The sequence below is a fragment of the Streptomyces phaeoluteigriseus genome, from assembly GCF_001896135.2.
Lineage (GTDB): Bacteria > Actinomycetota > Actinomycetes > Streptomycetales > Streptomycetaceae > Streptomyces > Streptomyces phaeoluteigriseus.
This window is the reverse complement of record NZ_MPOH02000011.1, coordinates 788,515-813,889: the sequence shown is the minus strand read 5'-3', so window position 1 is coordinate 813,889 and position 25,375 is coordinate 788,515. Positions and strand designations below refer to the sequence as shown.

General features: G+C 72.5%; 17 protein-coding genes and 4 pseudogenes. 10 read left to right on the top strand and 11 right to left on the bottom strand.

Features of this window, described 5'->3' with window-relative positions:
- Positions 1-39: 39 nt before the first annotated feature.
- Positions 40-3,401: pseudogene (locus BM536_RS14720) on the bottom strand (S41 family peptidase).
- 156 nt (positions 3,402-3,557) lie between these two features.
- On the opposite strand from BM536_RS14720, the gene BM536_RS14715 reads away from it, so the two are divergent.
- From BM536_RS14715 to BM536_RS14705, 3 genes are all read left to right on the top strand, one after another.
- Positions 3,558-4,160, top strand: coding sequence for a TetR/AcrR family transcriptional regulator (locus tag BM536_RS14715; RefSeq protein ID WP_073496390.1), 603 nt, complete (start codon positions 3,558-3,560; stop codon positions 4,158-4,160).
- 202 nt (positions 4,161-4,362) lie between these two features.
- The gene (locus BM536_RS14710) at positions 4,363-6,687 is read left to right on the top strand and encodes an MMPL family transporter (protein WP_094103013.1); all 2,325 of its coding nucleotides are present in this window, start codon (positions 4,363-4,365) and stop codon (positions 6,685-6,687) included.
- A gap of 378 nt (positions 6,688-7,065) precedes the next feature.
- Complete coding sequence (locus tag BM536_RS14705; protein WP_073496392.1) at positions 7,066-7,650, top strand: lamin tail domain-containing protein; 585 nt, start codon at positions 7,066-7,068, stop codon at positions 7,648-7,650.
- A gap of 123 nt (positions 7,651-7,773) precedes the next feature.
- Here the strand turns inward: BM536_RS14705 and BM536_RS14700 are convergent, their stop codons facing one another.
- Positions 7,774-8,172, bottom strand: a complete 399-nt coding sequence (locus BM536_RS14700) for a VOC family protein (RefSeq protein ID WP_073496394.1) — start codon at positions 8,170-8,172, stop codon at positions 7,774-7,776.
- Positions 8,173-8,494: 322 nt separating this feature from the next.
- Here BM536_RS14700 and BM536_RS14695 point away from each other — a divergent pair, with 322 nt between their 5' ends.
- Both BM536_RS14695 and BM536_RS14690 read left to right on the top strand, forming a co-directional pair.
- Positions 8,495-9,349 carry an arylamine N-acetyltransferase family protein gene (locus tag BM536_RS14695; RefSeq protein WP_094103012.1) on the top strand — a complete coding sequence of 285 codons (855 nt, stop codon included), beginning with the start codon at positions 8,495-8,497 and terminating at the stop codon, positions 9,347-9,349.
- Between the two features lie 67 nt (positions 9,350-9,416).
- Entirely contained in the window at positions 9,417-9,704 is a 288-nt protein-coding gene (locus BM536_RS14690) for a DUF1876 domain-containing protein (RefSeq protein ID WP_073496412.1), read from the top strand.
- Between the two features lie 24 nt (positions 9,705-9,728).
- Here BM536_RS14690 and BM536_RS14685 read toward each other — a convergent pair.
- The 6 genes and pseudogenes from BM536_RS14685 to BM536_RS14660 form a co-directional block, all read right to left on the bottom strand.
- Positions 9,729-10,915, bottom strand: a pseudogene (locus tag BM536_RS14685) (serine hydrolase domain-containing protein).
- A 74-nt stretch (positions 10,916-10,989) separates the two neighbouring features.
- Positions 10,990-11,463 carry an organic hydroperoxide resistance protein gene (locus tag BM536_RS14680; protein WP_281258572.1) on the bottom strand — a complete coding sequence of 158 codons (474 nt, stop codon included), beginning with the start codon at positions 11,461-11,463 and terminating at the stop codon, positions 10,990-10,992.
- Positions 11,464-11,594: 131 nt separating this feature from the next.
- Positions 11,595-12,077 (bottom strand): MarR family winged helix-turn-helix transcriptional regulator, encoded by a 483-nt coding sequence (locus BM536_RS14675; RefSeq protein ID WP_425444633.1) that lies wholly within the window; start codon positions 12,075-12,077, stop codon positions 11,595-11,597.
- A complete protein-coding gene (locus tag BM536_RS14670) occupies positions 12,074-12,832 on the bottom strand; it encodes an energy-coupling factor ABC transporter ATP-binding protein (protein WP_073496396.1) in 759 nt (252 codons plus the stop codon). Before BM536_RS14670 ends, BM536_RS14675 begins: the two co-directional genes overlap by 4 nt.
- A complete protein-coding gene (cbiQ, locus tag BM536_RS14665; protein WP_073496398.1) occupies positions 12,820-13,581 on the bottom strand; it encodes a cobalt ECF transporter T component CbiQ in 762 nt (253 codons plus the stop codon). Before cbiQ ends, BM536_RS14670 begins: the two co-directional genes overlap by 13 nt.
- A 1-nt stretch (position 13,582) precedes the next feature.
- Positions 13,583-14,641: an energy-coupling factor ABC transporter permease gene (locus BM536_RS14660; protein ID WP_073496400.1), complete on the bottom strand. Its 1,059-nt coding sequence runs from the start codon at positions 14,639-14,641 to the stop codon at positions 13,583-13,585.
- 206 nt (positions 14,642-14,847) lie between these two features.
- On the opposite strand from BM536_RS14660, the gene BM536_RS14655 reads away from it, so the two are divergent.
- Positions 14,848-15,204, top strand: a complete 357-nt coding sequence (locus tag BM536_RS14655) for an SsgA family sporulation/cell division regulator (protein WP_073496402.1) — start codon at positions 14,848-14,850, stop codon at positions 15,202-15,204.
- Between the two features lie 4 nt (positions 15,205-15,208).
- On the opposite strand, the gene BM536_RS14650 is transcribed toward BM536_RS14655, so the two are convergent.
- The 3 genes from BM536_RS14650 to BM536_RS14640 all read right to left on the bottom strand — a co-directional run bounded on the left by BM536_RS14650 (position 15,209) and on the right by BM536_RS14640 (position 20,553).
- Positions 15,209-16,876, bottom strand: a complete 1,668-nt coding sequence (locus BM536_RS14650; RefSeq protein ID WP_073496404.1) for a penicillin-binding transpeptidase domain-containing protein — start codon at positions 16,874-16,876, stop codon at positions 15,209-15,211.
- A 172-nt stretch (positions 16,877-17,048) separates the two neighbouring features.
- Positions 17,049-18,683 carry a penicillin-binding transpeptidase domain-containing protein gene (locus BM536_RS14645; protein ID WP_073496406.1) on the bottom strand — a complete coding sequence of 545 codons (1,635 nt, stop codon included), beginning with the start codon at positions 18,681-18,683 and terminating at the stop codon, positions 17,049-17,051.
- 109 nt (positions 18,684-18,792) lie between these two features.
- Complete coding sequence (locus BM536_RS14640; RefSeq protein WP_170109912.1) at positions 18,793-20,553, bottom strand: dolichyl-phosphate-mannose--protein mannosyltransferase; 1,761 nt, start codon at positions 20,551-20,553, stop codon at positions 18,793-18,795.
- Positions 20,554-20,616: 63 nt separating this feature from the next.
- On the opposite strand from BM536_RS14640, the pseudogene rsmI reads away from it, so the two are divergent.
- The 4 genes and pseudogenes from rsmI to BM536_RS14620 all read left to right on the top strand — a co-directional run bounded on the left by rsmI (position 20,617) and on the right by BM536_RS14620 (position 24,922).
- Positions 20,617-21,473 (top strand): annotated as a pseudogene (rsmI, locus tag BM536_RS14635) (16S rRNA (cytidine(1402)-2'-O)-methyltransferase).
- Between the two features lie 559 nt (positions 21,474-22,032).
- Positions 22,033-22,433, top strand: a pseudogene (locus BM536_RS42820) (hypothetical protein).
- Between the two features lie 48 nt (positions 22,434-22,481).
- A complete protein-coding gene (locus BM536_RS14625) occupies positions 22,482-23,360 on the top strand; it encodes a TatD family hydrolase (protein WP_073496410.1) in 879 nt (292 codons plus the stop codon).
- Between the two features lie 128 nt (positions 23,361-23,488).
- Entirely contained in the window at positions 23,489-24,922 is a 1,434-nt protein-coding gene (locus BM536_RS14620) for a resuscitation-promoting factor (RefSeq protein WP_245873499.1), read from the top strand.
- Positions 24,923-25,375: the final 453 nt, after the last annotated feature.

Here is a 25,375-nt window from a genome sequence, read left to right as displayed (position 1 = left end):
ACGCTCAACGCCCTCGCGGGGGCAGCCGGATCGTGACGCTCAGTGCCCCCGCGGGGGCAGCCGTGGACGGGAACGGTCCGGGACGTGGGAGAGGCTCGGAGGTGTCGCCGGCGGGTTGGTCTCCAGCAGGGTCAGCGCCAGCGAAACCGCGTCGTCGAGCTGCGCGTGCCGCCCCTCCGCCCAGTCCAGCGGAGTCCGCAGCGCCTCCAGGTCGGGGGCGACGCCGTGGTTCTCCACGGACCACCCGTACGCGTCGAACCAGGCCGCGTTCATCGGTACCGTGATGACCGACCCGTCGCCGAGCTGGTGCCGGCCGGTCATGCCGACGACTCCACCCCAGGTCCGCTGCCCCACGACGGGCCCGAGCCTCAGCAGCTTGAACGCGGCCGTGATCATGTCGCCGTCGGAGGAGGTCGCCTCGTCGGCTAGGGCGACGACGGGTCCGCGGGGCGCGTTGGAGGCGTACGACACGGGCTGGGCGTCGCGGGTGAGGTCCCAGCCGAGGATGGTGCGGGTCAGTTTCTCCACCACGAGTTCGCTGATGTGCCCGCCCGCGTTGCCGCGGACGTCCACGATCAGTGCGGGCCGGGACACCTCCATCCGCAGGTCGCGGTTGAACTGGGCCCAGCCGGAGCCGCCCATGTCGGGGATGTGCAGATAGCCGCACCGCCCGCCGCTCAACTCCCGTACGACCTCGCGGCGTTTGGCGACCCAGTCCTGGTAGCGCAGTGGCCGTTCGTCGAGAAGGGGGAGGACGGCGACCCGCCGGGCCCGCCCGTTCCCGCCCTCGGCGGGGGTGAACGTCAGCTCCACGGTCGTACCGCCCGCTCCCGCCAGCAGCGGGTAGGGACCGGTGACCGGGTCCACCGGCCGTCCGTCGACATGGGTGAGCACCGCGCCCTCGCGGATGCCGGTCCCGGCCAGCGGTGAGCGTGCCTTGGAGTCGGAGGAGTCGCCGGGCAGGATCCGCTTGACCGTCCAACGGCCGTCCCGGCACGCGAGGTTGGCGCCGAGGAGGCCCTGCCGGCGCTGGTAGTGGGGCGGGCCCTCGTTGCGGCGGGCGGCGGTGACGTAGGCGTGGGAGGTGCCGAGTTCACCGAGGACCTCGCGGAGCAGGTCGGCGAACTCGTCGGGGGAGGCGACCCGTTCGACGAGGGGCCGGTACTGGTCGAGGACCGCGTCCCAGTCGATGCCGCACATCCCCGGGTCCCAGAAGTAGGCGCGGATGAGCCGGCCCGCCTCCGCGTAGGCCTGCCGCCACTCGGCGCCCGGGTCGACCTCGTGGAGGATGCGGCGCAGGTCGATCCAGACCGTGGAGTCCACGTCGCCGGACTCGGTGGAGGGCACCGCGCGCAGCTCGCCCTCGTCGACGACGACCAGCCGGCTGCCGTCGCCGCTGACCGCGAACCAGTCGAGGTGACCGACGAGTTCGGACTTCTTCGCCTTGCCGAGGTTGAAGTACTCCAGCGTCGGCCGCCCGCTGGTGTCGTCCGGGTTGGCGAAGGTCTCGCCGAGCGCCCCGGAGATCGGCCAGCGCAGCCAGACCAGGCCGCCGCCCGCGACCGGGAACAGCGCCGAGTACTTGGAGGCGGTCACCGGGAACGGGGTCACCCGGCTCGCCAGGCCCTCGACCTCGACGGTCACCGTGCCGTCGCCGCCCTCGTCCTCGACCGGGTCGAGCCCGCCCGCGGCCGGCCGTCCCTCGGGGGTCAGGGCGAAGGGGGAGGGGGTCGCGGAGTTCAGCGGCACCAGGTAGGGCCGGCAGCCGAGGGGGAAGGAGAGGTCGCCGGTGTGGACGTCGTACACCGGGTCGAAGCCGCGCCAGGAGAGGAAGGCGAGATAGCGGCCGTCGCGGGTGAAGACCGGGTTCTCGTCCTCGAAGCGGCCGTTCGTGACGTCGACGACCAGTCCGTCGCCCTTTCCGCGCCCGGAGATCCGGGCCATCTTGATCTGCCGCAGCGACCGCCCGATCCCCGGATGCGACCAGGTCAGCCAGGCGCCGTCCGGTGAGAAGGCGAGATCGCGCACGGGCCCGTTGACCGAGCGGATCAGCTCGACGACCTCTCCGGTCGGAGCTGTCGGGTTTCCCGGCGTCCGCGCTGCGGCCGCCCCCTCCTCCGCGCCTCGGCCGCCCCCTCGGCCGCCTCGTCCGCCCCCTCCCCCTCGGCCGCCTCGGCCGCCTCGGCCACCCCGTCGGACACGGTGACGAGCAGCAGGCGGCCGTCGTGGGAGGCGATCGCCAGCCGTTCGCCCGCCGGGTCGGACACCATCTCCAGGACCCGGCCCAGCCCGCCGGAGGCCAGGCGGCGCGGCGCACGATCGCCGGTGGCGCGGGGCAGGTGGGCGATCTCGACGGCGTCCTCGCCCTCCGCGTCCGTCACATAGGCGACCTGTCCGCCCGAGCCGAGCATCTCCGGGAGCCGGACCCGTACCCCGGGGGTGTCGGTGATGGTCCGCGCGGGCCCGTCGCGGTGGGTGAGCCAGTACAGGCTGCCGCGAACGACGACCGCGCTCGCCCGCCCGGTCTCGTCCACCGAGATCCCGTCCACGTGCTGCGCGGCCGGGATCTGGTACGCCCGCCGCCCCGTCCGGGGGCCGCTCAGCCGTACGTCGATCCGGCGCGGCTCGGAGCCGGGGGACAGGTCGTCGACGATCCACAGGTCCCCGGCGCACTGGTACACCACGCGGGTGCCGTCGCTGGCGGCGTTGCGGGCGTAGAAGGCGTCGTGGTCGGTGTGCCGGCGCAGGTCGGAGCCGTCGTGGGCGCAGGAGTAGAGGTTGCCGACGCCCTCGTGGTCGGAGAGGAAGGCGACCCGGCCGCCGACGAGCATGGGGGCGTCGAGGTGGCCCTCCAGGTCGGCGAGCAGCCGCTGCCCGTGCAGCCAGAGCCGGCCCATGGCGCCGCCCCGGTACCGCTTCCAGGCGGCCGGCTCGTGCGGCGGGGTGCCGGTGAGCAGGAGGGTGCGGCGTTCGCCGTCGAGGTCGGCGACCTGGAGGTCGGCGACGGGGCCCCAGGGCAGTTTGCGGCCGGGGGAGCCGTCGGGGGTGACCTTGTACGCCCAGGTGAAGTAGGAGAAGGGCTCGCCGTGGGAGGCGACGGCGAGGATGTCGCCGTCCGGGGTCCAGCCGCAGACCCGGGTGTCGGGGCTGCCCCAGTAGGTGAGCCGCCGTCCGGGGCCGCCGTCGACGGGGATCAGGTGGATCTCGGGCACGAGGCTGCGCCAGCTCGTGTAGGCGACCTGGCGGCCGTCGGGCGAGAAGCGGGGGTGGCCGGCTTTGGTGCGGTCGGCGGTGAGCCGCCAGGCGCGGCCGGGTCCGTCGAGCGGGGCCAGCCAGAGGTCGTCCTCGGCCACGAAGCACAGCTGGTCACCGCTGAGGTGGGGCAGGCGCAGGTAGGTCACGTTTCCATGCTTTTCCGGCACGGGGGGCAGGGCAACTTATGTGTTCTTCACCGACGTGAGCCAGCACACGTACGAAACGGTTTCGTTTCGCAGGCTCTCGGGGTATGTTCAAGGCGTACGGGACGAGTCCGTGCCGGAGGTCGGAAGGTGAGTGACATGGCTGAGGTCGCATCGGCGCGTCGCAGTCGCATCACGCCCGAGCGCGAGGCCGAGTTGTACGCGGCCGTGCTCGACCTGCTCCGCGAGGTCGGCTACGACGCCCTGACCATGGACGCCGTCGCCGCCCGCACCCGGTCCAGCAAGGCCACGCTCTACCGCCAGTGGGGCGGCAAGGCCGAACTGGTCGTGCGGGCGATGCGGCACAACAAGCCGGGCGGTATCGCCGACGTCGACACCGGCTCCCTGCGGGGAGACCTCCATACGTTCATGTCCCGCGAGGACGACTGCACGATGGAGCGGAACTCCGACCTGATGCGGGCCCTGGCGATGGCGGTGCACTCCAACCCCGACCTGATGCGGGCCTTCAAGGAACTGCTCATCCAGCCGGAGATGGACGAGTTCCGGCGCGTCATGCAGCGCGCGGTGGACCGGGGCGAGGTGCGGGCCGACCGTCCCGCGCTGGAGTACGTCGTGCACATGCTGGTCGGCGCCTTCGCCACCCGCACCATGATCGACGGTCTGCCTCCCACGCAGGAGTTCCTGCGCTCGTACGTCGACGCCGTGGTCCTCCCCGCCCTCGGCGTCCCCACCACCACCTGACCGTCCCCGCGGTCCGCCCCTCCTGACGTCACCGCTCACGTCGTCGGGCCGATCACCCCTGCCTCCCGGCGGGTTGGTCAACCCTGCCCTCGGGCGGGTGTCGGAACCCCGGCCGGGCGCACGCCTTCTGGCGCGCGCTGATCCGGCCGGGATTCCGACACCGGCCCCCACCACCTCACGACATGAGCGGGAGTACGCCCCTGTGGCCACGTTCCTCTACAAACTCGGCCGGCTCGCTTTCCGGCGACGGCACTTCGTCGCCCTGATCTGGGTCGCCCTGCTGACGCTCGCCGGCGTCGGCGCGGCCTCCGCGCCCACACCGGGCACGACCTCCTTCTCCATCCCCGGCACTGAGGCCCAGAAGGCGTTCGACCTGCTGGAACAGCGGTTCCCGGGCGCCAGCGCCGACGGCGGGACCGGACGCATCGTCTTCAAGGCGCCCGAGGGCGAGAAGATGACGGACGCCGACCACAGGGCGACCGTCGCCGAGACCGTCAAGGAACTGGGCGACGGCTCCGAGGTCGTCTCGGTCACCGACCCGTTCACCACGGACGCGGTCAGCAAGGACGGCTCGGTCGCCTACACGTCGGTGAAGTACGACGCCCCGGGCATGGAACTGGCCGACTCCACCAGGGACGCCCTGGAAGCGGCCGGCGACGACGCGCGGGCCGCCGGGCTGACCGTCGACATCGGCGGCGACGCCCTCCAGGCGGCGGCCGAGCCGGGAGCCGCCGGTGAGATCGTCGGCATCGCGCTGGCCGCGGTCGTCCTCGTCATCACCCTCGGCTCGCTGGTCGCGGCCGGACTCCCGCTCCTGACGGCGATCATCGGCGTCGGCATCGGCGTCTCCACCATCACCGCCCTCGCCAACGCGCTCGACCTCGGTGACACCACCTCCACCCTCGCGCTGATGATCGGCCTCGCGGTCGGCATCGACTACGCGCTGTTCATCGTCTCCCGCTACCGCGGCGAACTCGCCGACGGCCGGGACCGGGAGGAGGCGGCGGGCCGCGCCACCGGCACCGCCGGATCGGCCGTGGTCTTCGCCGGCCTCACCGTCGTGATCGCCCTCGCGGGCCTCGCGGTCGTCAACGTCCCGATGCTGACCAAGATGGGTCTCGCCGCGGCCGGCACGGTCGTCGTCGCCGTCCTCATCGCCCTCACCATGATCCCGGCACTGCTCGGCTACGCGGGCCGGAAGATCCGTCCGGCGGGCGAGAAGCGCAGGCCGCGCGGCGCCGGCAGGGCCGCACGGAGCGAGGAGCCCCAGGGGTCCGAGAAGTCCCAGCCGTCCCAAGAGTCCCAGCGGTCGCAGGAGTCCGGGAAGGAGTCCGACACGTCCGAGAAGCCGCGGGCGGCGGCCAAGGCCGGGCTCGGCACCCGCTGGGCGAACTTCGTCATCCGCCGCCCGGTCGCCGTCCTGCTGTTCGGCGTGGTCGGTCTCGGGGCGATCGCCGTCCCCGCCACCCAGTTGGAGCTGGGACTGCCCGACGACGGTTCGCAGCCGACGTCCACCACGCAGCGCCGGGCGTACGACCTGCTGTCGGACGGTTTCGGCCCCGGCTTCAACGGGCCGCTGATGATCGTCGTCGACGCCCAGGGGAGCGACGACCCGCAGGCCGCGGTCACCAGCGTCACCGACGGGATCAAGGGCCTCAAGGACGTCGTGACGGTCACCCCGGCCGCCTTCAACAAGGCCGGCGACACCGCGACGATCACCGTGATACCGAACTCCAAGCCGTCCTCGACACAGACCGAGGACCTGGTGCACGCCATCCGTGACGAGGGCGCCGGCATCAAGGCCGACACCGGCGCGGAGGTCCTGGTCACCGGCACCACCGCGATGAACATCGACTTCTCGCAGAAGCTCAACGACGCGCTGATCCCGTACCTGGGTCTGGTGGTGGGCCTCGCCTTCCTCCTCCTCATCGTCGTCTTCCGCTCCATCCTGGTCCCGCTGAAGGCGGCCCTCGGCTTCCTGCTCAGCGTGCTCGCCGCGCTCGGCGCCGTCGTCGCGGTCTTCCAGTGGGGCTGGCTCGGCGGCCTGCTGGGAGTCGAGGAGACCGGCCCGATCATGTCGATGATGCCGATCTTCATGGTCGGCGTGGTCTTCGGCCTCGCGATGGACTACGAGGTCTTCCTCGTGACCCGCATGCGGGAGGCCTACGTCCACGGCGAGACGCCGGCCCGGGCCATCGTCACCGGGTTCCGGCACAGCTCGCGGGTCGTGGCGGCCGCCGCGGTCATCATGATGGCCGTCTTCGGCGGCTTCATCACCTCCAGCGAGCAGATGATCAAGATGATCGGCTTCGGACTGGCCATCGCGGTGTTCTTCGACGCGTTCGTCGTCCGCATGGCGATCGTCCCGGCCGTCCTGGCCCTGCTCGGCAAGAAGGCCTGGTGGCTCCCGAAGTGGCTGGACCGGGCCCTGCCCAACGTGGACGTCGAGGGCGAGGGACTCAAGGCCCTCGACTCCGAGAACTCGGACCCCGACCCGGACAAGGACCGGGAACTGGTCCGCGCATGACGCCGCGCTGAGCGGGCGCGGTGGAGGGACGGCCGGTGAGGGCTCCGTGGGGACGGGGCGTCCTCACCGGCCTTTCTCCGTGCCCTCTCCACGCCCCGTCCGCACGGGGCCCGCCGTCGTGACGCACTTGGGCCCGCCGTCGTGACGCACTTTCGGGTGAGCGCCGCGAACCGGGCGGGACGAGCGGGGCCGCCGAGCGGCGGTTATGCCCGTTCTGCATGCATTCGCTTCATTGATGGACGATGCAGGCGAGTATCACCGTTTTATGGACGATCTGTAACGCGGGGCGTGGGACGGGCGTCCGGGCCGCGTCCCGGTGGTCAGGTGTGCGTGGCGCGGCCGACCGGCCGTCATCCGCACCACCCAAGGAGACCCCCCGTGTCCGTAACCCCTGTTCCCGTCCGCCGTCTCGCAGCCGCCTCGCTCGCGGCCGCCGCCGTCCTCGGGGCGGTGACGCTGCCGGCCTCCGCCGCCGACCGCACGCCGGACCGGCCGCGCGTGGAGATCAGCGCCGTGCAGTACGACGCACCGGGCCGTGACAGGCGCACCAACGCCTCCCTCAACAAGGAGTGGGTGGAGCTGACCAACACCACCCGCCAGGCCGTCAACCTCTCCGGGTGGACGCTGTCGGACGAGGACGGCGAGACCTACACCATCGACCGCTACCGGCTGCCCGCCCGCGCCACCGTCCGCGTCCACACCGGCGAGGGCCGCGACACCCGCACCGACCTGTTCCAGGACCGTCGCCACCACGTGTGGGACAACCACTCCGACACCGCCACGCTGCGCAACCACCGCGACCGCGTGATCGACGAGGCCTCATGGGGCGAGCGCCGCTCCCGCCACGGCGACCGTCACGAGGGCCGTCAGGGCGACCGTCACGAGGGCCGTCACGACGGCCGTCACGACGGCCGCTCCTGGAACGGCGACCGCCACCACGGCCACGGCGGCGACCGCCACTGACGACGACCCCGCACGGCGGCGCGTCCGGCCCTACCTCCCTGGGCCGGGCGCGCCGCCCTGCGTGCGCGCGGCCTCACCCGGGCCAGCACGGGGAGGAGGACGCGGGCGAAGCCCCTCCGCCTCCTACGGCCGGGCGTACGGCGTTGTCATGATCTCCAGGTTGTGGCCGTCCGGGTCGAGGAAGTACGCGCCCCGGCCGCCGAACAGGCTGTTGGTGCGGCCGGGTTGGCTGTGCCGGGGGTCTGCGTAGTACGTGACGCCGACCGCCTCCAGGCGGGCGATCATCGCGTCGAACTGGTCCTCCGCCACGAGGAACGCGTAGTGCTGGGACTGGATCGGCTCGTCGCGCATCTCGTAGAAGTCGAACGTGACGCCGTTGCCGAGGTCGACCGGCAGGAACGGGCCGAAGGGCGCGCCGACCGACAGGCCCAGGATCGCGGCGAGGAACTCGGCCGAGAGCTGCCGGTCATGGGCGTGCACGGCGAGGTGGTTGAGCTGGGGAAGCGCTGACTGGGCGGGCATGGTGAGTGAAGGTCTCCGGTCTCGGTGTCCAGGGGGTGCCCTCGCGAGGGCGGGAGGGAGGGGCGGAAGGAAGCCGCGGAGAGGGGACGGCGGGCCTCTGGCCCGCCTCGCGCTCACGCCGAGGCCGGGCGCCTCACTCGTGCATGGCCCAAGGCCGACCCGGCAGTCACCCTGAGGACGGTAGTGGCCGCCCCCGCCGACCGCAATCAACTTTTCGGCCGGGCCGGATCACCGGTGCCTCCGCGGCCCGGGACCAATGGCCCAGACCCCTCTCCTACCCCGGTCCGAGGCAGCCCGGAGCGGTGGTGGCTACGGTGAACTCATGTCCGACAGCGCCCCGTTCACCCCCCACGACCTCGACGCCTACTTCCGCCGTATCGGCTGGGACGGCCAGGGCGGCGCCCCGTCCGCCGACGTGGCCACGCTGAAGGCCGTGCACCTGGCCCACGCGCGCGCCATCCCCTTCGAAAACCTGGACCCGGTCCGCGGCACGGCTCCCTCCCTCGCCCCCGCCGACCTGATCGCCAAGCTCGTCGGCAGCCGGCGCGGCGGCTACTGCTACGAGCACAACACCCTCTTCGCGGGCGTCCTGGAGGCGCTCGGCTTCGGGGTGACGCGGCTCGGGGCCCGCGTGGTCGTCGGCGCCGAACGGTTCGAGGACCGCCCGCGCACCCACATGGCACTGCTCGTCGAGATCCCCGGCGAGCAGCGGCCGTACCTCGCCGACGTCGGTTTCGGCGCCCCCGGCGCGCTCCTGGAGCCCCTCCCGCTGACGCCGGACACCGAGTTCCGCGCCGTGGGCCGCCGGCACCGTCTGGTGCACGCCCCGCACCGCGGCCCGCTGGAGCTGTGGGTGCTGGAGACGCGCGCCGCGGGGGACCGGGCCCCCTGGCAGGCCCAGTACGCCTTCACCCTCGAACCGTTCGAGCACCCCGACTTCGAGGTCATCAACTGGCACATCGCCACCAACCCCCGCTCGCCCTTCAGCCGCCGCCCCTACGCCCAGCGCGTCACGCCCGACCGCCACCTCCTCCTCGACGGCGCCCTCCTCACCGAGACCCGAGCCGACGGCACGGTCACCGAGCGCGAGCTGACCCGGGACGCGGAGGTGCGCCAAGTGCTCGCCGAGGACTTCGGCATCGACGTACCGGACGACGGCACGGACCTGCTGCCCTGACCCGAGTGGGTGCGCGCGGGCCCGTCGAGGAGCACCCTGGAAGCAGATGTTTCCGGAGGTGATCGTCATGACGCACACCGCGACGCACACCGCGGTCGGATGGCACGTCGAGCTGGAGTTCGAGGAGGATGATCAGCACACGCGCGCGGCGGCGCTGGTCAGGTTGCCGGACGGGTCCGAGGTCCGGGCCCACGGGCAGGCCAGCCGTCACCGGGTCGACCCCAACCAGCCCCGGGTCGGCGAGGAGATCGCCGGCGCCCGGGCGCTGAACGAGATCGCCATGCAACTGCTGACGAAGGCCCACAGGGAGATCGACGACGCGTCGGGGAGGACCTCGTACCCGATCCACGTGTGAGCGGGCTGAGGCCCGCCCCGTCCGTCAGGCGGCGGCCGTCGCCGTCCGTACGGCCCGCACGAGTGCCTGTGCCCGCGGGTCCGCGGTCACGCTCGACCGGAAGCCGTTGGTGACGTACCCGAAGGCGATGCCCGACTCAGGGTCGGCGAAGCCGAGGGGGCCACCGCGGCCGGGGTGGCCGAAGGAGGCGGGGGACAGCAGCGGCGAGGCGCTGCCGTGCAGCATGTGGCCGAGGCCGAAGCGGGTGTTCACGACGAGCACCCGGTCCGCCCCGGCGGACCGCTCACGGCGCGCCGCCTCGACCGTCTCCGGGGCGAACAGGCGGCGGTGGCCGTCGACCTCGCCGATCAGCGAGGCGTAGAACCGGGCCAGGCCGTCGGCCGTGGCGATGCCGTTGGAGGCGGGCAGGGCGGCGGCCCGGTACGCCGGGTCGTTCTCGTCGGGCAGCGGGGTGATCGCGGCGAAGGCGCGGCGGGTGAGGGAGCCGGGGTCGGCGTAGGCGTCGGCGACGGCCCGCTTCGGCCGGGTGCGCAGCGCACCCGGCTGCGCGGGCGCTCGGTCTGCCCCACGCGCCCCACGCGCGCCCGCTCGCGCTCCGGCAGACCGAGCCACAGCTCGGCCCCGGTCGGTCCGGCGATCTCGTCGGCGATCCACGCGCCGACACTGCGCCCGGTGACCCGCCGGATCAGCTCGCCGGTCAGCCAGCTGTACGTCTGCGCGTGGTAGCCGTGGTCCGTGCCCGGCTCCCAGGCCGGCGCCTGCGCGGCGACCGCCGCCGCCCCGAGGTCGGGGTCGGCGGCCTCGGCGGGCGTCAGCGGCCGGTCGAGCACGGGGACGCCCGCGCGGTGCGCGAGCACGTCCCGCACGAGGGTGCGGTCCTTGCCGGCCGTCTTGTACTCCGGCCAGTACGCCCCCACCGGCGCGTCCAGATCCAGCTCCCCGCGCTGCCACAGCATCAGCAGTACGGCGGCGGCGACGCCCTTCGTCGCGGAGCGCACGATCTGGGCGGTGCCCGGCTCCCAGGGCGCCCGGCCCTGCGAGTCCGGCGCCCCGCCGTCGACGTCCCGGCTGCCGCCCCACAGGTCGACGACCTTGTGCCCGTCCCGGTAGACGGCGACGGCCGCTCCCCGCTCCCCGAGCGCCTCGAAGTTGCGGGCGAAGGCCTCCCTGACCGGCTCGAAGCCGGCGGTCACCGTGCCGTGCACCTCCACGTCCCCACGTCCTCTCCGCTCACCTGCGACCTCGAGGACAACCCTGTCCTGGAGCCGACGATTCCGGTGTCCGGCTAGCCCAGGAGGATCGTTACGTCGATGTTGCCCCGTGTCGCGTTCGAGTACGGGCAGACCTGGTGCGCCGCGGCGACCAGCTTGCCGGCGAGGTCCGCGTCGAGCACGGGCAGCGAGACGCTGAGGGCGACCGCGAGGCCGTAGCCCTGGGTGCTGTTGGGGCCGATGCCGACCTTCGCGGCGACCGTGGAGCCGGTGAGGTCGAAGCCCGCCCGGTTGCCGACCAGGATCAGCGCGTTGTGGAAACAGGAGCTGTAGCCGGCCGCGAAGAGCTGTTCGGGGTTGGTGCCGTTGCCGTCGCCGCCCAGTTCCGGCGGCATCGCCACCTTCAGCTCGATCTGGCCGTCCTGGCTGGTCACATAGCCGTCCCGGCCGCCGTGCGCGGTCGCCTCGGCGACGTACACGATCTTCGTCGGACGGGTGTCGATCGTGTCGGCGGTGTCGATGGTGTCGACGGCGGCGCCTTCGGTCACGGCGGGACCTCCCCCAGAGCTTGCCCAATTACATCGTGCACAAGGTACGGCCGGTAGGGAGGTGCGGGGCTGTCAGGGGGGTGATAACCGCGGGTAACGCCGAAGGGGGTCCGGCGGGCGCCGCCGAGGGCTCAGCGTCCCCGTTCCGCGGCCCCGTGCGCCCTCTCCGCGAGCTCCCACAGCTCCTCGCGCAACCGCGCGACCTCGGCCATGTCGAGCCCCGTCGACGCGAGCAGCGCGCCGGGCACCCGCTCAGCACGCCCCTTCAGTTCCTCCCCGCGCCCCGTGCAGGCGACGAGCACCGAACGCTCGTCGCGCACCGAACGCTCCCGGTGCACGAGCCCCGCCGCCTCGAGCCGCTTCAGCAGCGGCGACACCGTGCCGTAGTCGAGCCGCAGCGTCGCCGCCAGCTCCTTGACCGTGGTCTCGCCGCGCTCCCACAGCACCAGCAGGACCAGGTACTGCGGGTACGTGAGACCGAGGTCGTCGAGGAGCGGCCGGTAGGCGGCCGTCACCGCGCGCTGGGCGGCGTACAGCGCGAAGCACAGCTGCTCGTCCAGCGACAGCGAGCCCTCGCCCGTCCGGTCCTGGTGGGTCACGCGCGCGTTCGTCACGCACCCATTGTCACGGAGCGCGGGTCGAAACCGAACGGCAGCTCCAGCCGGTGTGCGCGCATCAGCGCGTCGTCGGCGAGCAGTTCGGCCGTACGTCCGTCCGCCGCGATCACGCCCTCGCTGAGGATCATGGACCGCGGGCACAGTTCGAGGGCGTACGGCAGGTCGTGCGTGACCATGAGGACCGTGACGTCGAGGGAACGCAGGATGTCGGCGAGTTCGCGGCGCGAGGCGGGGTCGAGGTTGGAGGACGGCTCGTCCAGGACGAGGATCTCCGGCTCCATCGCCAGCACGGTCGCGACGGCCACCCGGCGGCGCTGCCCGAAGGAGAGATGGTGCGGCGGACGGTTCTTGAACTCGGCCATGCCGACCTGCGCGAGCGCCCGGTCCACGCGCTCCTCCAGCTCCGGGCCCCTCAGCCCGGCCGCCGCGGGCCCGAACGCCACGTCCTCCCGCACGGTCGGCATGAACAGCTGGTCGTCGGGGTCCTGGAAGACGATGCCGACCTTGCGCCGGATCTCCGCCATGTGCCGCTTGCCGACGGGCAGCCCGGCGACCGTCACCGTGCCGGTGCCGCCGGTGAGGATGCCGTTGAGGTGCAGTACGAGGGTGGTCTTGCCGGCGCCGTTCGGCCCGAGCAGGGCGACCCGCTCCCCGCGCGCGATCGAGAAGTCCACGCCGAACAGGGCCTGGTGGCCGTCGGGGTAGGCGAAGGCGAGGCCCGAGACCTCGAGGGAAGCAGTCACAGGGTCCATCCCAGCACGCAGACGACGAGGGCGGCGAACGGCAGGGTCAGCGCGTGGGACCACTGCGCGCGCGAGGCGGTCACCTCGTCGATCACCGGCATGGAACCGGCGTACCCCCGGCTGACCATGGCCAGGTGCACGCGCTCTCCGCGTTCGTAGGAGCGGATGAACAGGGCGCCCGCGGACTTGGCGAGGACGCCCCAGTGCTTGACGCCGCTCGCCTCGAACCCGCGTGACTCCCGCGCGATCCTCATGCGCCGCATCTCGTCGGTGATGACATCGCCGTAGCGGATCATGAAGGAGGCGATCTGCACGAGCAGGGGCGGCAGTCTGAGGCGCTGCAGGCCGAGAAGGAGTTCGCGCAGTTCGGTGGTGGAGGCCAGCAGGACGGAGGAGGCGACGCCGAGAGTGCCCTTGGCGAGCACGTTCCAGGCGCCCCACAGCCCGTTGACGCTGAGGGACACTCCGAGGACGTCCACCCGCTCGCCCTCGGCGACGAACGGCATCAGCACGGCGAAGGCCACGAACGGCACCTCGATCAGCAGCCGCTTCAGCAGGAAACCGGGCGGCACGCGCGCGTGGAAGGCGACGACCCCGAGCAGGACGGCGTACAGGCCGAACGCCCACATGGCCTCCCGCGGTGTCGACACCACGACCACGACGAAGGCGAACGTGGCGGCGAGCTTGGTGTGCGGCGGCAGGGCGTGCACGGCCGAGTGCCCGTGCCGGTAGAGCCGGTGCGCGTGCCCCGCCCCCACGTCAGACGTTCTCTACGGTGGTCGGGGACGCGTCGGTGTTCTGGCGCCGGCGGACCGCCCAGAACACGGTGCTGCCCGCGACCACGGTCACCCCGACCCCGATGACGCCCGCCAGCCCGCCGGACAGCCGGGCGTCGGTGACGTCCTTGACGCCGTAGTCGGCGAGCGGGGAGTCCGCCACGGCGTGCTCCTCCGTCTTCTCGTCGATGCCCTTGTCCGCGGCGACCTTCTCCAGGCCGTCCGGACTCGAGGAGGCGTAGAAGCTGACGAAACCGGCCAGGACGAGGGAGGTGGCCAGGCCGGTCACCCACAGCGTGCGGCGGGAGGTGCGTGCCGCGACGGGCGCCGTGCGCGCCTCCTCGGCGGCGGGCACGTCCACGAGTTCGCCGTTCACCCGCAACTGGAGCTTCTGCCGCATCCCGCGCGCCCCGTACACGAGATCCGGGCGTACGGCGATGACGGCGCCGACGGTCAGCGCGGTGATCGTGGCCTCGCCGACGCCGATCAGCACGTGCACTCCGACCATCGCGGTGGCCACCTTGCCGATCGCCACGTCGGTGGTGCCGCCGACCGCGTACATCAGCGTGAAGGCGAGGGCCGCGGCCGGCACGGACAGCAGTGCTGCGACGAAGGAGGCGGCGGTGACGGAACGGGGGGTGCGCGGCAGCACCTTCAGCAGGCCGCGGAAGGCGGCGTAGGCGACCACCGTCGTCACGACGGCCATGTTGGTGATGTTCACGCCGAGCGCGGTCAGGCCGCCGTCGGCGAAGAGGATGCCCTGCATCAGCAGCACCACGGAGACACACAGGACCCCGGTGAAGGGGCCCACGAGTATCGCGGCCAGCGCCCCGCCGAGAAGATGGCCGCTTGTTCCGGCCGCCACGGGGAAGTTGAGCATCTGTACGGCAAAGATGAACGCGGCCACCAGGCCGGCCAGCGGGGCGGTGCGCTCGTCGAGTTCGCGGCGCGCTCCGCGCAGGCTCACGGCGATGGCGCCCGCGGCGACGACTCCGGTCACGGCAGAGGTCGGGGCGTTGATGAATCCGTCGGGTACGTGCACCGTTCGATGATAGTGGCTTAATGCGAATGGGTTGCAAGAACGAGTCCGTCTTCGTACGGCTCGCCGCGCGGCCCGGTGATGAGGTCCATGTATCGCACATGTGAGATACGCCCGCTCCAAGGGGCGGGAGCCGCAAAATATGCGACATTGGAGGGGGAGCGGACGCACAGCTTCCACATAGGTCACGCACCGTGAGAGGGCGGCCGATGTCTGTAGTCGAGCAGTACGCGCGAGCCCACATCGTCACCGACGCGGACCTGGTGGAGGAGGAACAGACCGCCGTCCCCGTCGTCCTGCGCTACGACCCCGAGGACGACCCGCGCACCGTGCGCGTCGGACTCCCCGGCACCCACGAGTGGACCATCGCCCGCGCCCTACTGGAACAGGGCCTGCGCGCCCCGGCCGGCAGCGGAGAGGTCCGCGTGTGGCCCTGCGGACGCGTCCAGGCCGTCGTCGAGTTCCACTCCGCGCAGGGCGTCTCCGTCGTGCAGTTCGAGTCCAAGACGCTCTCGCGCTTCCTGCGCCGCACCTACACGGCCACGGCGCAGCCGGTCGTGAACTGACCGGTCAGCCGCCGGCCTTCAGCAGCGCCGCCACGATCGGTCCCGCCGACTCGCTGCCGTGGCCGCCCTGCTGGACCACGCCGGCCGCCGCGAGATCACCGCGGTAGGCGGTGAACCAGCCGTTGGGCTCCTTCTGCCCGTCGACCTCCGCGGAGCCCGTCTTGGCGCCGTAGTCCGGGCCGAGCCCGGCCATCGCCTCGGCCGCCGTGCCGTGGGCGGCCGTGTAGTTCATCAGCTCCCGCAGCTGCGACACCGTCGCCGCGGACATCGTCCGCGAGGCCTTCGCCAGGGTGCGGTCGTCGACCGACGGGTCGACCAGATACGGCTGGTGGAAGCTGCCGGACCTGACCGTCGCCGCGACCGACGCCATGTTCAGCGGGTTCATCCGCACCCCGCCCTGACCGATCAGCTCCGCCGCCATCTGGGCCGCGGACTGGACCGGCACCGCGCCGTCGAAGGTCGGCACGCCGATCGCCCAGTTGTTCAGCGACAGGCCGAAGACCTGCTGGGCCTGCTTGGTCAGGCTGTCGTCGTCCAGCTCACCCGCCTGGCTGATGAAGGCCGTGTTGCAGGAGCGGGCGAAGCTCGCCTTGAAGGTGCCGTTCTTGATCTCGAACTCGTCGTCGTTCTGGAACTTCCAGCCGCCGTACGTGAAGTACTTCGGGCACGGATGGGCCTTGTCCGCCGACGCCAGGTCCTTCTCGATGAGCAGCGAGGAGGTGATGACCTTCATCGTGGAGCCGGGCGCCAGCGAGCCCTGGAACGCCGTGTTGAAGTTCGGGTTGCTGTTGGCGACCGCGAGGATCTCGCCCGTCGAGGCGCGGGTGACCACGACCGACGCCCGCGCGCGGCTCGCCACCTGCTTCTCGGCGGCGGCCTGGAGGGACGGGCTCAGCGTCGTCCTCACCGTGCCCGGGGTGCCCTCGCTCAGCTCCAGCAGCGTCTTGTCGGAGGACTTCTTCGCCTTCGACGCCTTGCCGCGCGCCACCCGCAGCTCGACGCCCGCTCTACCGCCGGCCTTCTTGCCGTACTTCTCGCGCAGCCCGTCCAGGACCGTGCCCAGAGACGGGTACTTCTTCGCGGTCAGCTCACCGCCGTCGCGGTCGAGCGCCTTGACCGGCGGATCGCCGGCCTCGCCGGTCACCAGCGTGTCCCCGTCGGCGAGGTCGGGGTGCACCACCGACGCGTGCCAGTCGACCAGCGGCTTGCCGTCCCCGGCCCGCCGCACCACGGTCAGCGCGCTGTCGTACGCCACCGGCTTGCTGGTCCTGCCGAAGGTGACCGTGCCCTTCACGGCGAAGGGGACCTTGTCGCCCGCGCGCGCGCCCGCCGTGAGGGTGGCGCCGGTGATACGGGCGTCCTTGGTGTAGCCGGTGAGCAGGGCGGTGGCCGCCGCCGGGTCGTCGGTGACCGCGGCGGCCTCGGCGACCTTGCCCTGCTGCCAGGCCGTCAGGAACGACCGGGCCGCGGTGGTGACCTCGGTCGCCGACAGGGGGCCGGTCCGGACCGCCGGCTTCTTCGCCGCGCCGGCCGAGGCGTCCTCGGCCGCCGCACCACCGCCGTACAGCGCGTAGACGCCGATGCCGGCACCTGCGACGACGGCGGCGATCATGCCGCCGACCATGGCCGGCCGCTTGCTCCGTCGCTCGGCGACGCGCCTTCTCTTGCCCACTGCCCGCGATCCTCCGTGTTCCACGGGGGCCGCCTCGCCCCACTGTCACCGCTGTCAGTCCGGTCACCGCTGTGCGAGCCGCCCTGACCGACACCAACGACGGCGCCCAGCCTAGAGTCCCCGCCTGTGCGGGTGACGTCACCTGTGACGTCACCCACGCCCAACGAGCGGCTCAGGCGCCCGATCGCAGTACGGCCGCGACGATCGGGCCGGCCGCGTCGACGCCGTGACCGCCGTCCTGGACCATCGCCGCGGCGGCCACGTCGCCCCGGTAGCCGGTGAACCAGCTGTCGGACCGGGCGTTCCCGTCGACCTCCGCCGACCCGGTCTTCGCGCCGATCCGGCCGCTCAGTCCCGACATCACCTCGGCGGCGGTGCCGCTGGTCGCGGTGCGGTTCATCATGGCGCGGAGCTGCTCCGCCGTGCTCGCGGGCAGCCCGCGCGCCTGGGCGAGTTCCCGGCCGTCGAGGCTCTGCGGCACGATCACCGGCTGCCGGAAGGCGCCGGTGATCGCGGTCGCCGTCACCGACGCCATGTTCAGCGGGTTCATCTGGATCTGACCCTGGCCGATCAGGGCGGCCGCGGTGTCGGGTCCGCCGGAGGCCGGGACGGAGCCGTCGAAGGACGGGATGCCGGTCTGCCAGTCGAGGCCGATCCCGAAGCGGTCCCTGGCCTCGTCGGTCAGCGAGTCGACCTTCACCTCGTCGGCGTACTTCACGAACGCCGTGTTGCAGGAGCGCGCGAAGCTCTCGGAGAGGGTCGCCTTCTCGTTCGGGGCCATGTTCTTGATGTTGTGGAAGGTCTGGCTCTGCCAGGTCGCGTCCGCCGGGCAGGGTGCCGGGCCGGTCGCGGTGGTGATGCCGTTGTCGATGAGGGTGGCCGCGCTGACGATCTTCATGGTGGAGCCGGGTGCCACCTGCCCCAGGAAGGCGGCGTTCCAGCCGTCGTTGCGGTTGTTGGCGATCGCCAGCACCTCACCGCTGCTCGGCTGGACGGCCACCACCGACGACTCGGCGTACTTCATGACCGCCTTCTCGGCGGCGGCCTGCGCGCTCGCCCGGAGCGTGGTGGGCACCCGGCCCGCCCTGCCCTCGGCCAGGGTCAGCAGCGGGGTGTCGGCGGACTCCGGGGCGGCGTGGTGGATCGCCAGCTCGACTCCGGCCTTGCCGCCCGCCTTGTCGCCGTACTTGGCGCGCAGTTCGTTCAGGATCGGTCCGAGCGAGGGGTACCTCTCCTTCGTCAGGACCTTGCCGTCGCGGTCCACGGCGTCGATGGGCGGCGCCGCCGACTCGCCCGTGACCAGCGTGTCGTCCATGCTCTTCAGCTCGGGATGCACGACCGACGGCTGCCAGTCGACCAGCGCCTTGCCGGTGGTCACCCCGCGCACGACGGTCAGCCGGCTGCTGTAGGCGAGCGGCTTGGACTTCCCCTCGTACGACACCGTGGCCTTCACCGTGAACGGCACGCCGGCCCCGGTCGGCGTACCCGGCGTGATCCTCACACCGGTGATGCGCGCGGCCTGGCCGTACGAGGTGAGCAGCGGCTCCGCCTTCCCGGCGTTGTTGGTGAGCGCCGCCGCGCTCGCCGCCTGCCCCTGCTCCCAGGCCGCGAAGAACGCGGCGCTGGTCTTCTTCACCTCGGCGGCGCTGGGCGGCCCGGTCTTCACGGGCGCCGGTCCGCTCGACCCCGGTGCGCCGCCGCCGTCACCGTTCAGCGCGTTGACGATGTTGAAGGCGCCGTACCCGGCCCCGCCCACCATCACGGCGAAGACCGATCCGGCGATCGCCGCCTTGGCCCCCTTGCGCATTGCCATCCCTCCCCGTTGGCCTCCAGGCTTTCTGAACGCGTTCAGAAAACCCCCCTCAGGCTCACAGTAGGCGGAAGAGAGGCCTACGGGGCGGGAGTTGTTTGAATCGTTAGACCCAGGTGTCCAGCCACATCCGTGAACGCCAGTCGTCGATCGGGATGGCGGTGCCGGTGTGCAGGGGCCAGAAGTAGATGAAGTTCCACGCGACCAGCAGCACCAGGACGCCCGCGCCCGTGGCGCCCACCACCCGTCGGGTGTCGCTCGATCCCGGCCGGCCGACCAGCGCCCCGATCATCATCGCCACCGCCAGGCACAGGAACGGCAGGAAGACGACGGCGTAGAAGAGGAAGATCGTGCGTTCCTGGTACAGGAACCACGGCAGGTACCCGGCCGCGATGCCGCACACGATCGCGCCCGCCCGCCAGTCGCGGCGGAAGAACCAGCGCCACAGCACGAACAGCACCGCGAAGCAGGCCGCCCACCACAGCATCGGCGTGCCGATCGCCAGCACCTCCCGCGCGCACTTCTCGCCCGCGTCCACCGGACAGCCGTCCGTGCCGGGCGCCGGGGACTCGTAGAAGTACGACACCGGACGGCCCAGGACCAGCCAGCTCCACGGGTTCGACTGGTAGGTGTGCGGAGAGGTGAGGTGGGTGTGGAACTGGTACACCTCGTGCTCGTAGTGCCACAGGCTGCGCAGCCAGTCCGGGAACAGCCAGGTCCAGTCGCCGCCCTTGCCGTCGGTGGCGGCCCAGTTGCGGTAGTAGCCGCCCGAGCCGCTGTCCGAGGAGAGGATCCAGCCCGTCCACGACACGACGTAGGTGACCAGCGCGACCGGCACGGTGGCCAGGAACGCCAGGCCCGTGTCCCGCTTCAGCACCACCCGGTACGGGTGCCGGGCACCGGCCACCCGGCGCGCGGCCACGTCCCACAACACCGTCATCAGGCAGAACGCGACCATGATGTACAGGCCGTTCCACTTCGTGCCGATCGCCAGCCCCAGCATCACGCCCGCCGCCCAGCGCCACGGGCGCAGACCCAGCCGCGTGGTCTCGGCGATGTGCGCGTCCGGGCGGTACCGGCCGGACGCGTCCGGCGGCAGCGCGGCGGCGAGCCTCGCCCGCGCCCTGTCCCGGTCGACGACCAGACAGCCGAAGGTCGCCAGCACGAAGAACATCAGCACCCCGTCGAGCAGCGCGGTGCGGCTCATCACGAAGTGCAGCCCGTCGACCGCCATCAGCGCGCCCGCCAGACAGCCCAGGAACGTGGAGCGGAAGATACGGCGGCCGATCCGGCACAGCAGGAAGACCGACAGGGTCCCGAGCAGCGCCGTCATGAACCGCCAGCCGAACGGATCGAACCCGAAGACCAGTTCGCCCAGTCCGATGACGTACTTGCCGACCGGCGGATGCACGACGTACGCCGCGTCCGTCGGGATCGTGACATGGCCGCCGCTGTTGAGGATGAGGTCGTTGGCGTTCTTGTCCCAGTTGACCTCGAAGCCGCGGTGGACCAGCGCCCACGCGTCCTTGGCGTAGTACGTCTCGTCGAATATCACCTTCTTCGGGCTGCCCAGGTTCCAGAACCGCAGCACGCCCGCCACCAGCGTGACCAGCAGCGGACCCAGCCAGCCCGACCAGCGGGTGATCCGGTCCGCGAGCCCGGGGGGCACGCCGAGCGCCTGCCAGAGCCGCGGGCTCGGCTCGGCGAACGGCGGCACCAGCCGTTCACGGACGTCGCCGCCCGGCTCCGTCGCGTAGCCGAACCGGCGCAGCCGCGACGGCCACCCCGGCCGTCGGTCCAGCGGTGCCTGGTCCTGCCGGTGGTCCGTGGAGTCCATGGAGTCCATGGAGGACGCTGTACTGGTCACCGCGCCATCGTAGGGAACAGGGCTGTGGGAGTCCCGTGTCTGTCCCCCTGCGAGGATGGAAACGTGACAGTCGCACCCGGAACTCTGGTCCTTGCAGGCACTCCCATCGGGGACATCGCGGACGCCCCGCCCCGGCTCGCCGAGGAGTTGGCCGGCGCCGATGTCATCGCCGCGAGGACACCCGCAGGCTGCGCCGGCTCACGCAGGCGCTGGGCGTGACGCCCAGGGGGCGGATCGTCTCCTACTTCGAGGGCAACGAGTCCGCCCGCACCCCCGATCTGGTCGAACACCTCCTCGGCGGCGCGCGCGTGCTCCTCGTGACCGACGCCGGGATGCCGTCCGTCTCCGACCCCGGCTACCGGCTGGTCGCCGCGGCCGTCGAGAAGGACATCCGGGTCACCGCCGTACCCGGCCCGTCCGCCGTCCTCACCGCGCTGGCGCTGTCCGGCCTGCCCGTCGACCGCTTCTGCTTCGAGGGCTTCCTGCCGCGCAAGGCGGGGGAGCGGCTGTCCCGGCTGCGCGAGGTCGCCGAGGAGCGCCGCACCCTCGTGTACTTCGAGGCCCCGCACAGGCTGGACGACACCCTCGCCGCGATGGCCGAGGTGTTCGGCACCGACCGGCGGGCCGCCGTCTGCCGCGAACTGACCAAGACGTACGAGGAGGTCAGGCGCGGCCCGCTGGGCGAGCTGGCCGAGTGGGCGGCGGAGGGCGTGCGCGGCGAGATCACCGTCGTCGTCACCGGGGCGCCCGAGCGGGCCCCCGGCGAACTCGACGCGGCCGAACTCGTCCGGCGGGTGCGGGTGCGCGAGGAGGCCGGGGAGCGGCGCAAGGAGGCGATCGCGGCGGTGGCGGCGGAGGCCGGGGTGCCCAAGCGGGAGGTCTTCGACGCGGTCGTCGCGGCGAAGAACGCCACCGCGTGAGGTGATCCCGTGGAGTGGTGATCCCCACCGGGCGGTCGACTCCGTCGGGCGGTGGATCCCCACCGGGCGGTCGACTCCGTCGGGTCGTGGATCCCGCCGGGCGGTCGACTCCGGCGGACGGTGATCCCCCCCGCCGGGCGGTTAACTCCGTCGGACGGTGAAACCCACCGCCCGGTGTATCCCCCCCGGCGGTGTATCCCACCGGGGGTGAACCCGACCGCCCGGTGCATCCCCCCGGCGGTGAACCCCAACGGCGGTGAACCCGACCGCCCGGTGCATCCTCCCGGCGGTGAACCCCACCGGGCGGCGTATCCCACCGGGCGGTGCACCCCATCGGGCGGTAAAGAAGTGTCGCCGACGGCAAAGCCCGGAGCCGCTCCTCGCCCCGCTTCGGCAAGGAACGCCCAAATCGGCCCCAACAGTCGACAGTCGCGATGCGTTCGCCCCGGCTCGGCAGTCCACTGGACGCAGGGACGGCACCCGTCCCTGCGTCCAACGGACCGGAGGAGCCGGCATGAGTGAGACCAGCGGGATCGGCAAGATCGGCGGGATCGGCGGGATCAGTGGGACCACGGGGCAGACCGGCCTGCGGAGCGCGGCGATACCGGTCGTCCACGAGTCGTACTCCTTCGTCTGCATGCGCTGCGGACACGCATGGGAACAGGCGTACGAGATCGAGCACCACACGGATGCGGAGGGGCACGAGTTCGTCCAGTACGTGGCGAGCGGGCGGCTCGTGCCGTCCCCGCTGAGCCGCCCCGCCTGCCAGAACTGCGACGGGCACGTCGTGCGCATCATGCGGGCCGGCCAGGTCTCCTCCGTGCTCAGCGCCGCCCGGCCCCGCCCCGCGCCTCCGGCCGACCGGTGCGGGCGCCGGTGGCCGCGGCGGAGCGGGCGGCGGGCCGGCACCACTGGCACCTGTCCGACCTCCTGCACCCCTTCCAGCGCCGGGCCAGCTGAGCCGAAGGGGGCCGGACCGGGGGAGTGCGCCTTCCGTAGGATCGGGGCATGCCTTCGAACGCCGACAAGAACGCGGCGCCGCCGCTCCCGGCCCCCCTGCGGGTACCGGTCGCCGACTCCCACACCCACCTCGACATGCAGTCCGGCACCGTCGAGGAGGGCCTCGCGAAAGCCGCGTCGGTCGGCGTGACGACGGTCGTCCAGGTCGGCTGCGACCTGTCCGGCTCCCGCTGGGCGGCCGAGACGGCGGCGGCGTACGACAGCGTCCACGCGGCGGTCGCCCTGCACCCCAACGAAGCCCCCCGCATCGTCCACGGCGACCCCGACGGATGGTCCCGGCAGGGAGCGCGCGAGGCCGGAGGCACAGGGGCGCTCGACGAGGCGCTCGCCGAGATCGACCGCCTGGCCGCGCTCCCCCAGGTGAAGGGCGTCGGCGAGACCGGCCTCGACTACTTCCGCACCGGCCCCGAGGGCAAGGACGCCCAGGAGCGCTCCTTCCGCGCCCACATCGAGATGGCCAAGCGGCACGGCAAGGCCCTGGTCATCCACGACCGCGACGCCCACGCGGACGTGCTGCGCGTGCTGAAGGAGGAGGGCGCCCCCGAGCGGACCGTCTTCCACTGCTACTCCGGTGACGCGGAGATGGCGGAGATCTGCGCCCGCGCCGGGTACTTCATGTCCTTCGCCGGCAACGTCACCTTCAAGAACGCCCAGCACCTGCGCGACGCCCTCGCCGTGGCCCCGCTGGAGCTGGTCCTCGTCGAGACCGATGCGCCCTTCCTCACCCCGGCGCCCTACCGCGGACGGCCCAACGCCCCCTATCTCGTTCCGGTCACGGTCCGCGCGATGGCGGCGGTGCGCGGCATCGACGAGGACACCCTGGCGGGCGCCCTGGCCGCCAACACGGCCCGCGCCTTCGGCTACTGAGCCGTGGGCGCCGGACCCGAACACAACTCTGGGTAGTCGCGTCGCTTTGGAGAGTGACAGTCGCTCCGCTAGGTTCTGGGGGCCCGATCCGGACCCCTTGGACCCCAGGACCCCTGGAGCGTGTCGGCGTGAGCAACTTGCACCACCTGCGGGACGCGCAGTACGCACAGAACCCCGAGCCCCTCACCCACGGCGCCGACGGCACGTATGTCGACGTCCACAACGCGGAGACCCTCGCGTACGGGGTGTACGCGCCCCCCTGGGAGCAGGGCACACCTCTGGGGGCGGCGTACGAGGACACCTACCGGCCCGCGCACGAGTCGCCGTCGCACGTGTCGCACGCACCGTGGGAGACGCCAGAGCCGACACTGCCCCGCCAGGCGTACGCCGGTGACGAAGGGGTGGGCGGCCGGGCCGCACGCCGACGCAGGACGCGCGAGTCCGAGCGCTGGGACTCCCCGATGCGCCGCCTGCTGCCCCTGTTCCCCCTGCTGCCCCAGGCGCTGGTCGTCGCGTTCCTCGCGGGCGGCACCACCGCCTTCGTCGCCAAGGACAAGGCGATCGAGCTGACCGTCGACGGCAAGCCGCGCACCCTGCACACCTTCGCCGACGACGTGAGCGAGCTGTTGGCGGAGGAGGGCGTGCGGGTCGGGGCGCACGACGTGGTGGCGCCCGCCCCCGGCACGGCCCTCGGCAACGGCGACGAGATCGCCGTGCGCTACGGCCGCCCCGTCCGGCTCGTGCTGGACGGCCGACGGAGCGAGGTGTGGACGACGGCCCACACCGTGGAGGAGGCGCTCAGACAGCTCGGGGTGCGCGCGGAGGGCGCGTACCTCTCCGTCTCACGCTCTCAACGCATCGGGCGCGAGGGGCTGGCGCTGGACGTCCGTACCGAACGCGCCGTGACGATCATGGCCGACGGCCGGGCCCGCACCGTCCGCACCAACGCGGCGACCGTGCGCGAGGCCGTGGAGGAGGCCGGGATCACCCTGCGCGGCCAGGACACCACGTCCGTCGCGCTCGGCAGCTTCCCCCGCGACGGCCAGACGATCACCGTCCTGCGGATCACCGCCGGGAGGGAAGTGCGGGAGGAGGCGATCCCGTTCCTGGTACGTCGCACCGAGGACCCCACGCTGTTCCGGGGCACGGAGGTCGTGGAGCGGGCCGGACAACCGGGGCTGCTGCGGGTCACGTACGCCCTGCGCACGGTCAACGGCGTCCGCCAGAAGCCGAGACGCATCAGGACCGAGGTCGTGCGCGAGCCGCGCGCGCAGGTGGTCAAGGTCGGCACCAAGGCACTGCCCGTCTCGGCGCGGGGCGCCGACCACCTCGACTGGAACGCCCTGGCGGTCTGCGAGTCCGGCGGACGCCCGGACGCCGTGGACCCCTCCGGCACCTACGGCGGCCTCTACCAGTTCGACACCCACACCTGGCGCAGTCTCGGCGGCACCGGCCGCCCCCAGGACGCCCCCGCCTCCGAACAGACCTTCCGAGCCAAGAAGCTCTACACCCGCCGAGGCGCAGCCCCTTGGCCACACTGCGGCCCGAAACTCCAAAACTGAAACCACCGGGCCCCTCCACCCACCTCCCGCCAACCTACGACCACGCGCTGCTCCGCCTGGCGTGGGGCCAGCCGCCGGGCGTGGGGCCCCGCTGGGCCTGGGGCCCGCGCGCTACTGTCCGCGGTCACCCGCCCGGCCTCCTCAGGCACACGCCACCGTCGATCGACAGCCGTGCAGCAGGCGGCGGAGCGGATCAGCGGCGAGCGGGGCCGGGTACGCCTGTGGTCACCTGCCCAGCCCGGGGGCACCCGCCCGTCCACGACCACCCGCCTGGCCTGCGGCCACCCCGCTGCCGTCTGCGGCCCGCCCCACCGTCCTCCGCCACCCGCCCGGCCTGCGGCCCGCGCCACCGTCTGCGGCCGCCCCGCCGTCGTCTGCGGCCATGCGCGCCGGCCGGGCGATGGGCGCCCCGTTCGAGCGGAGCCGAGGGTGGGCGCAGGCCGCACCCCCGAC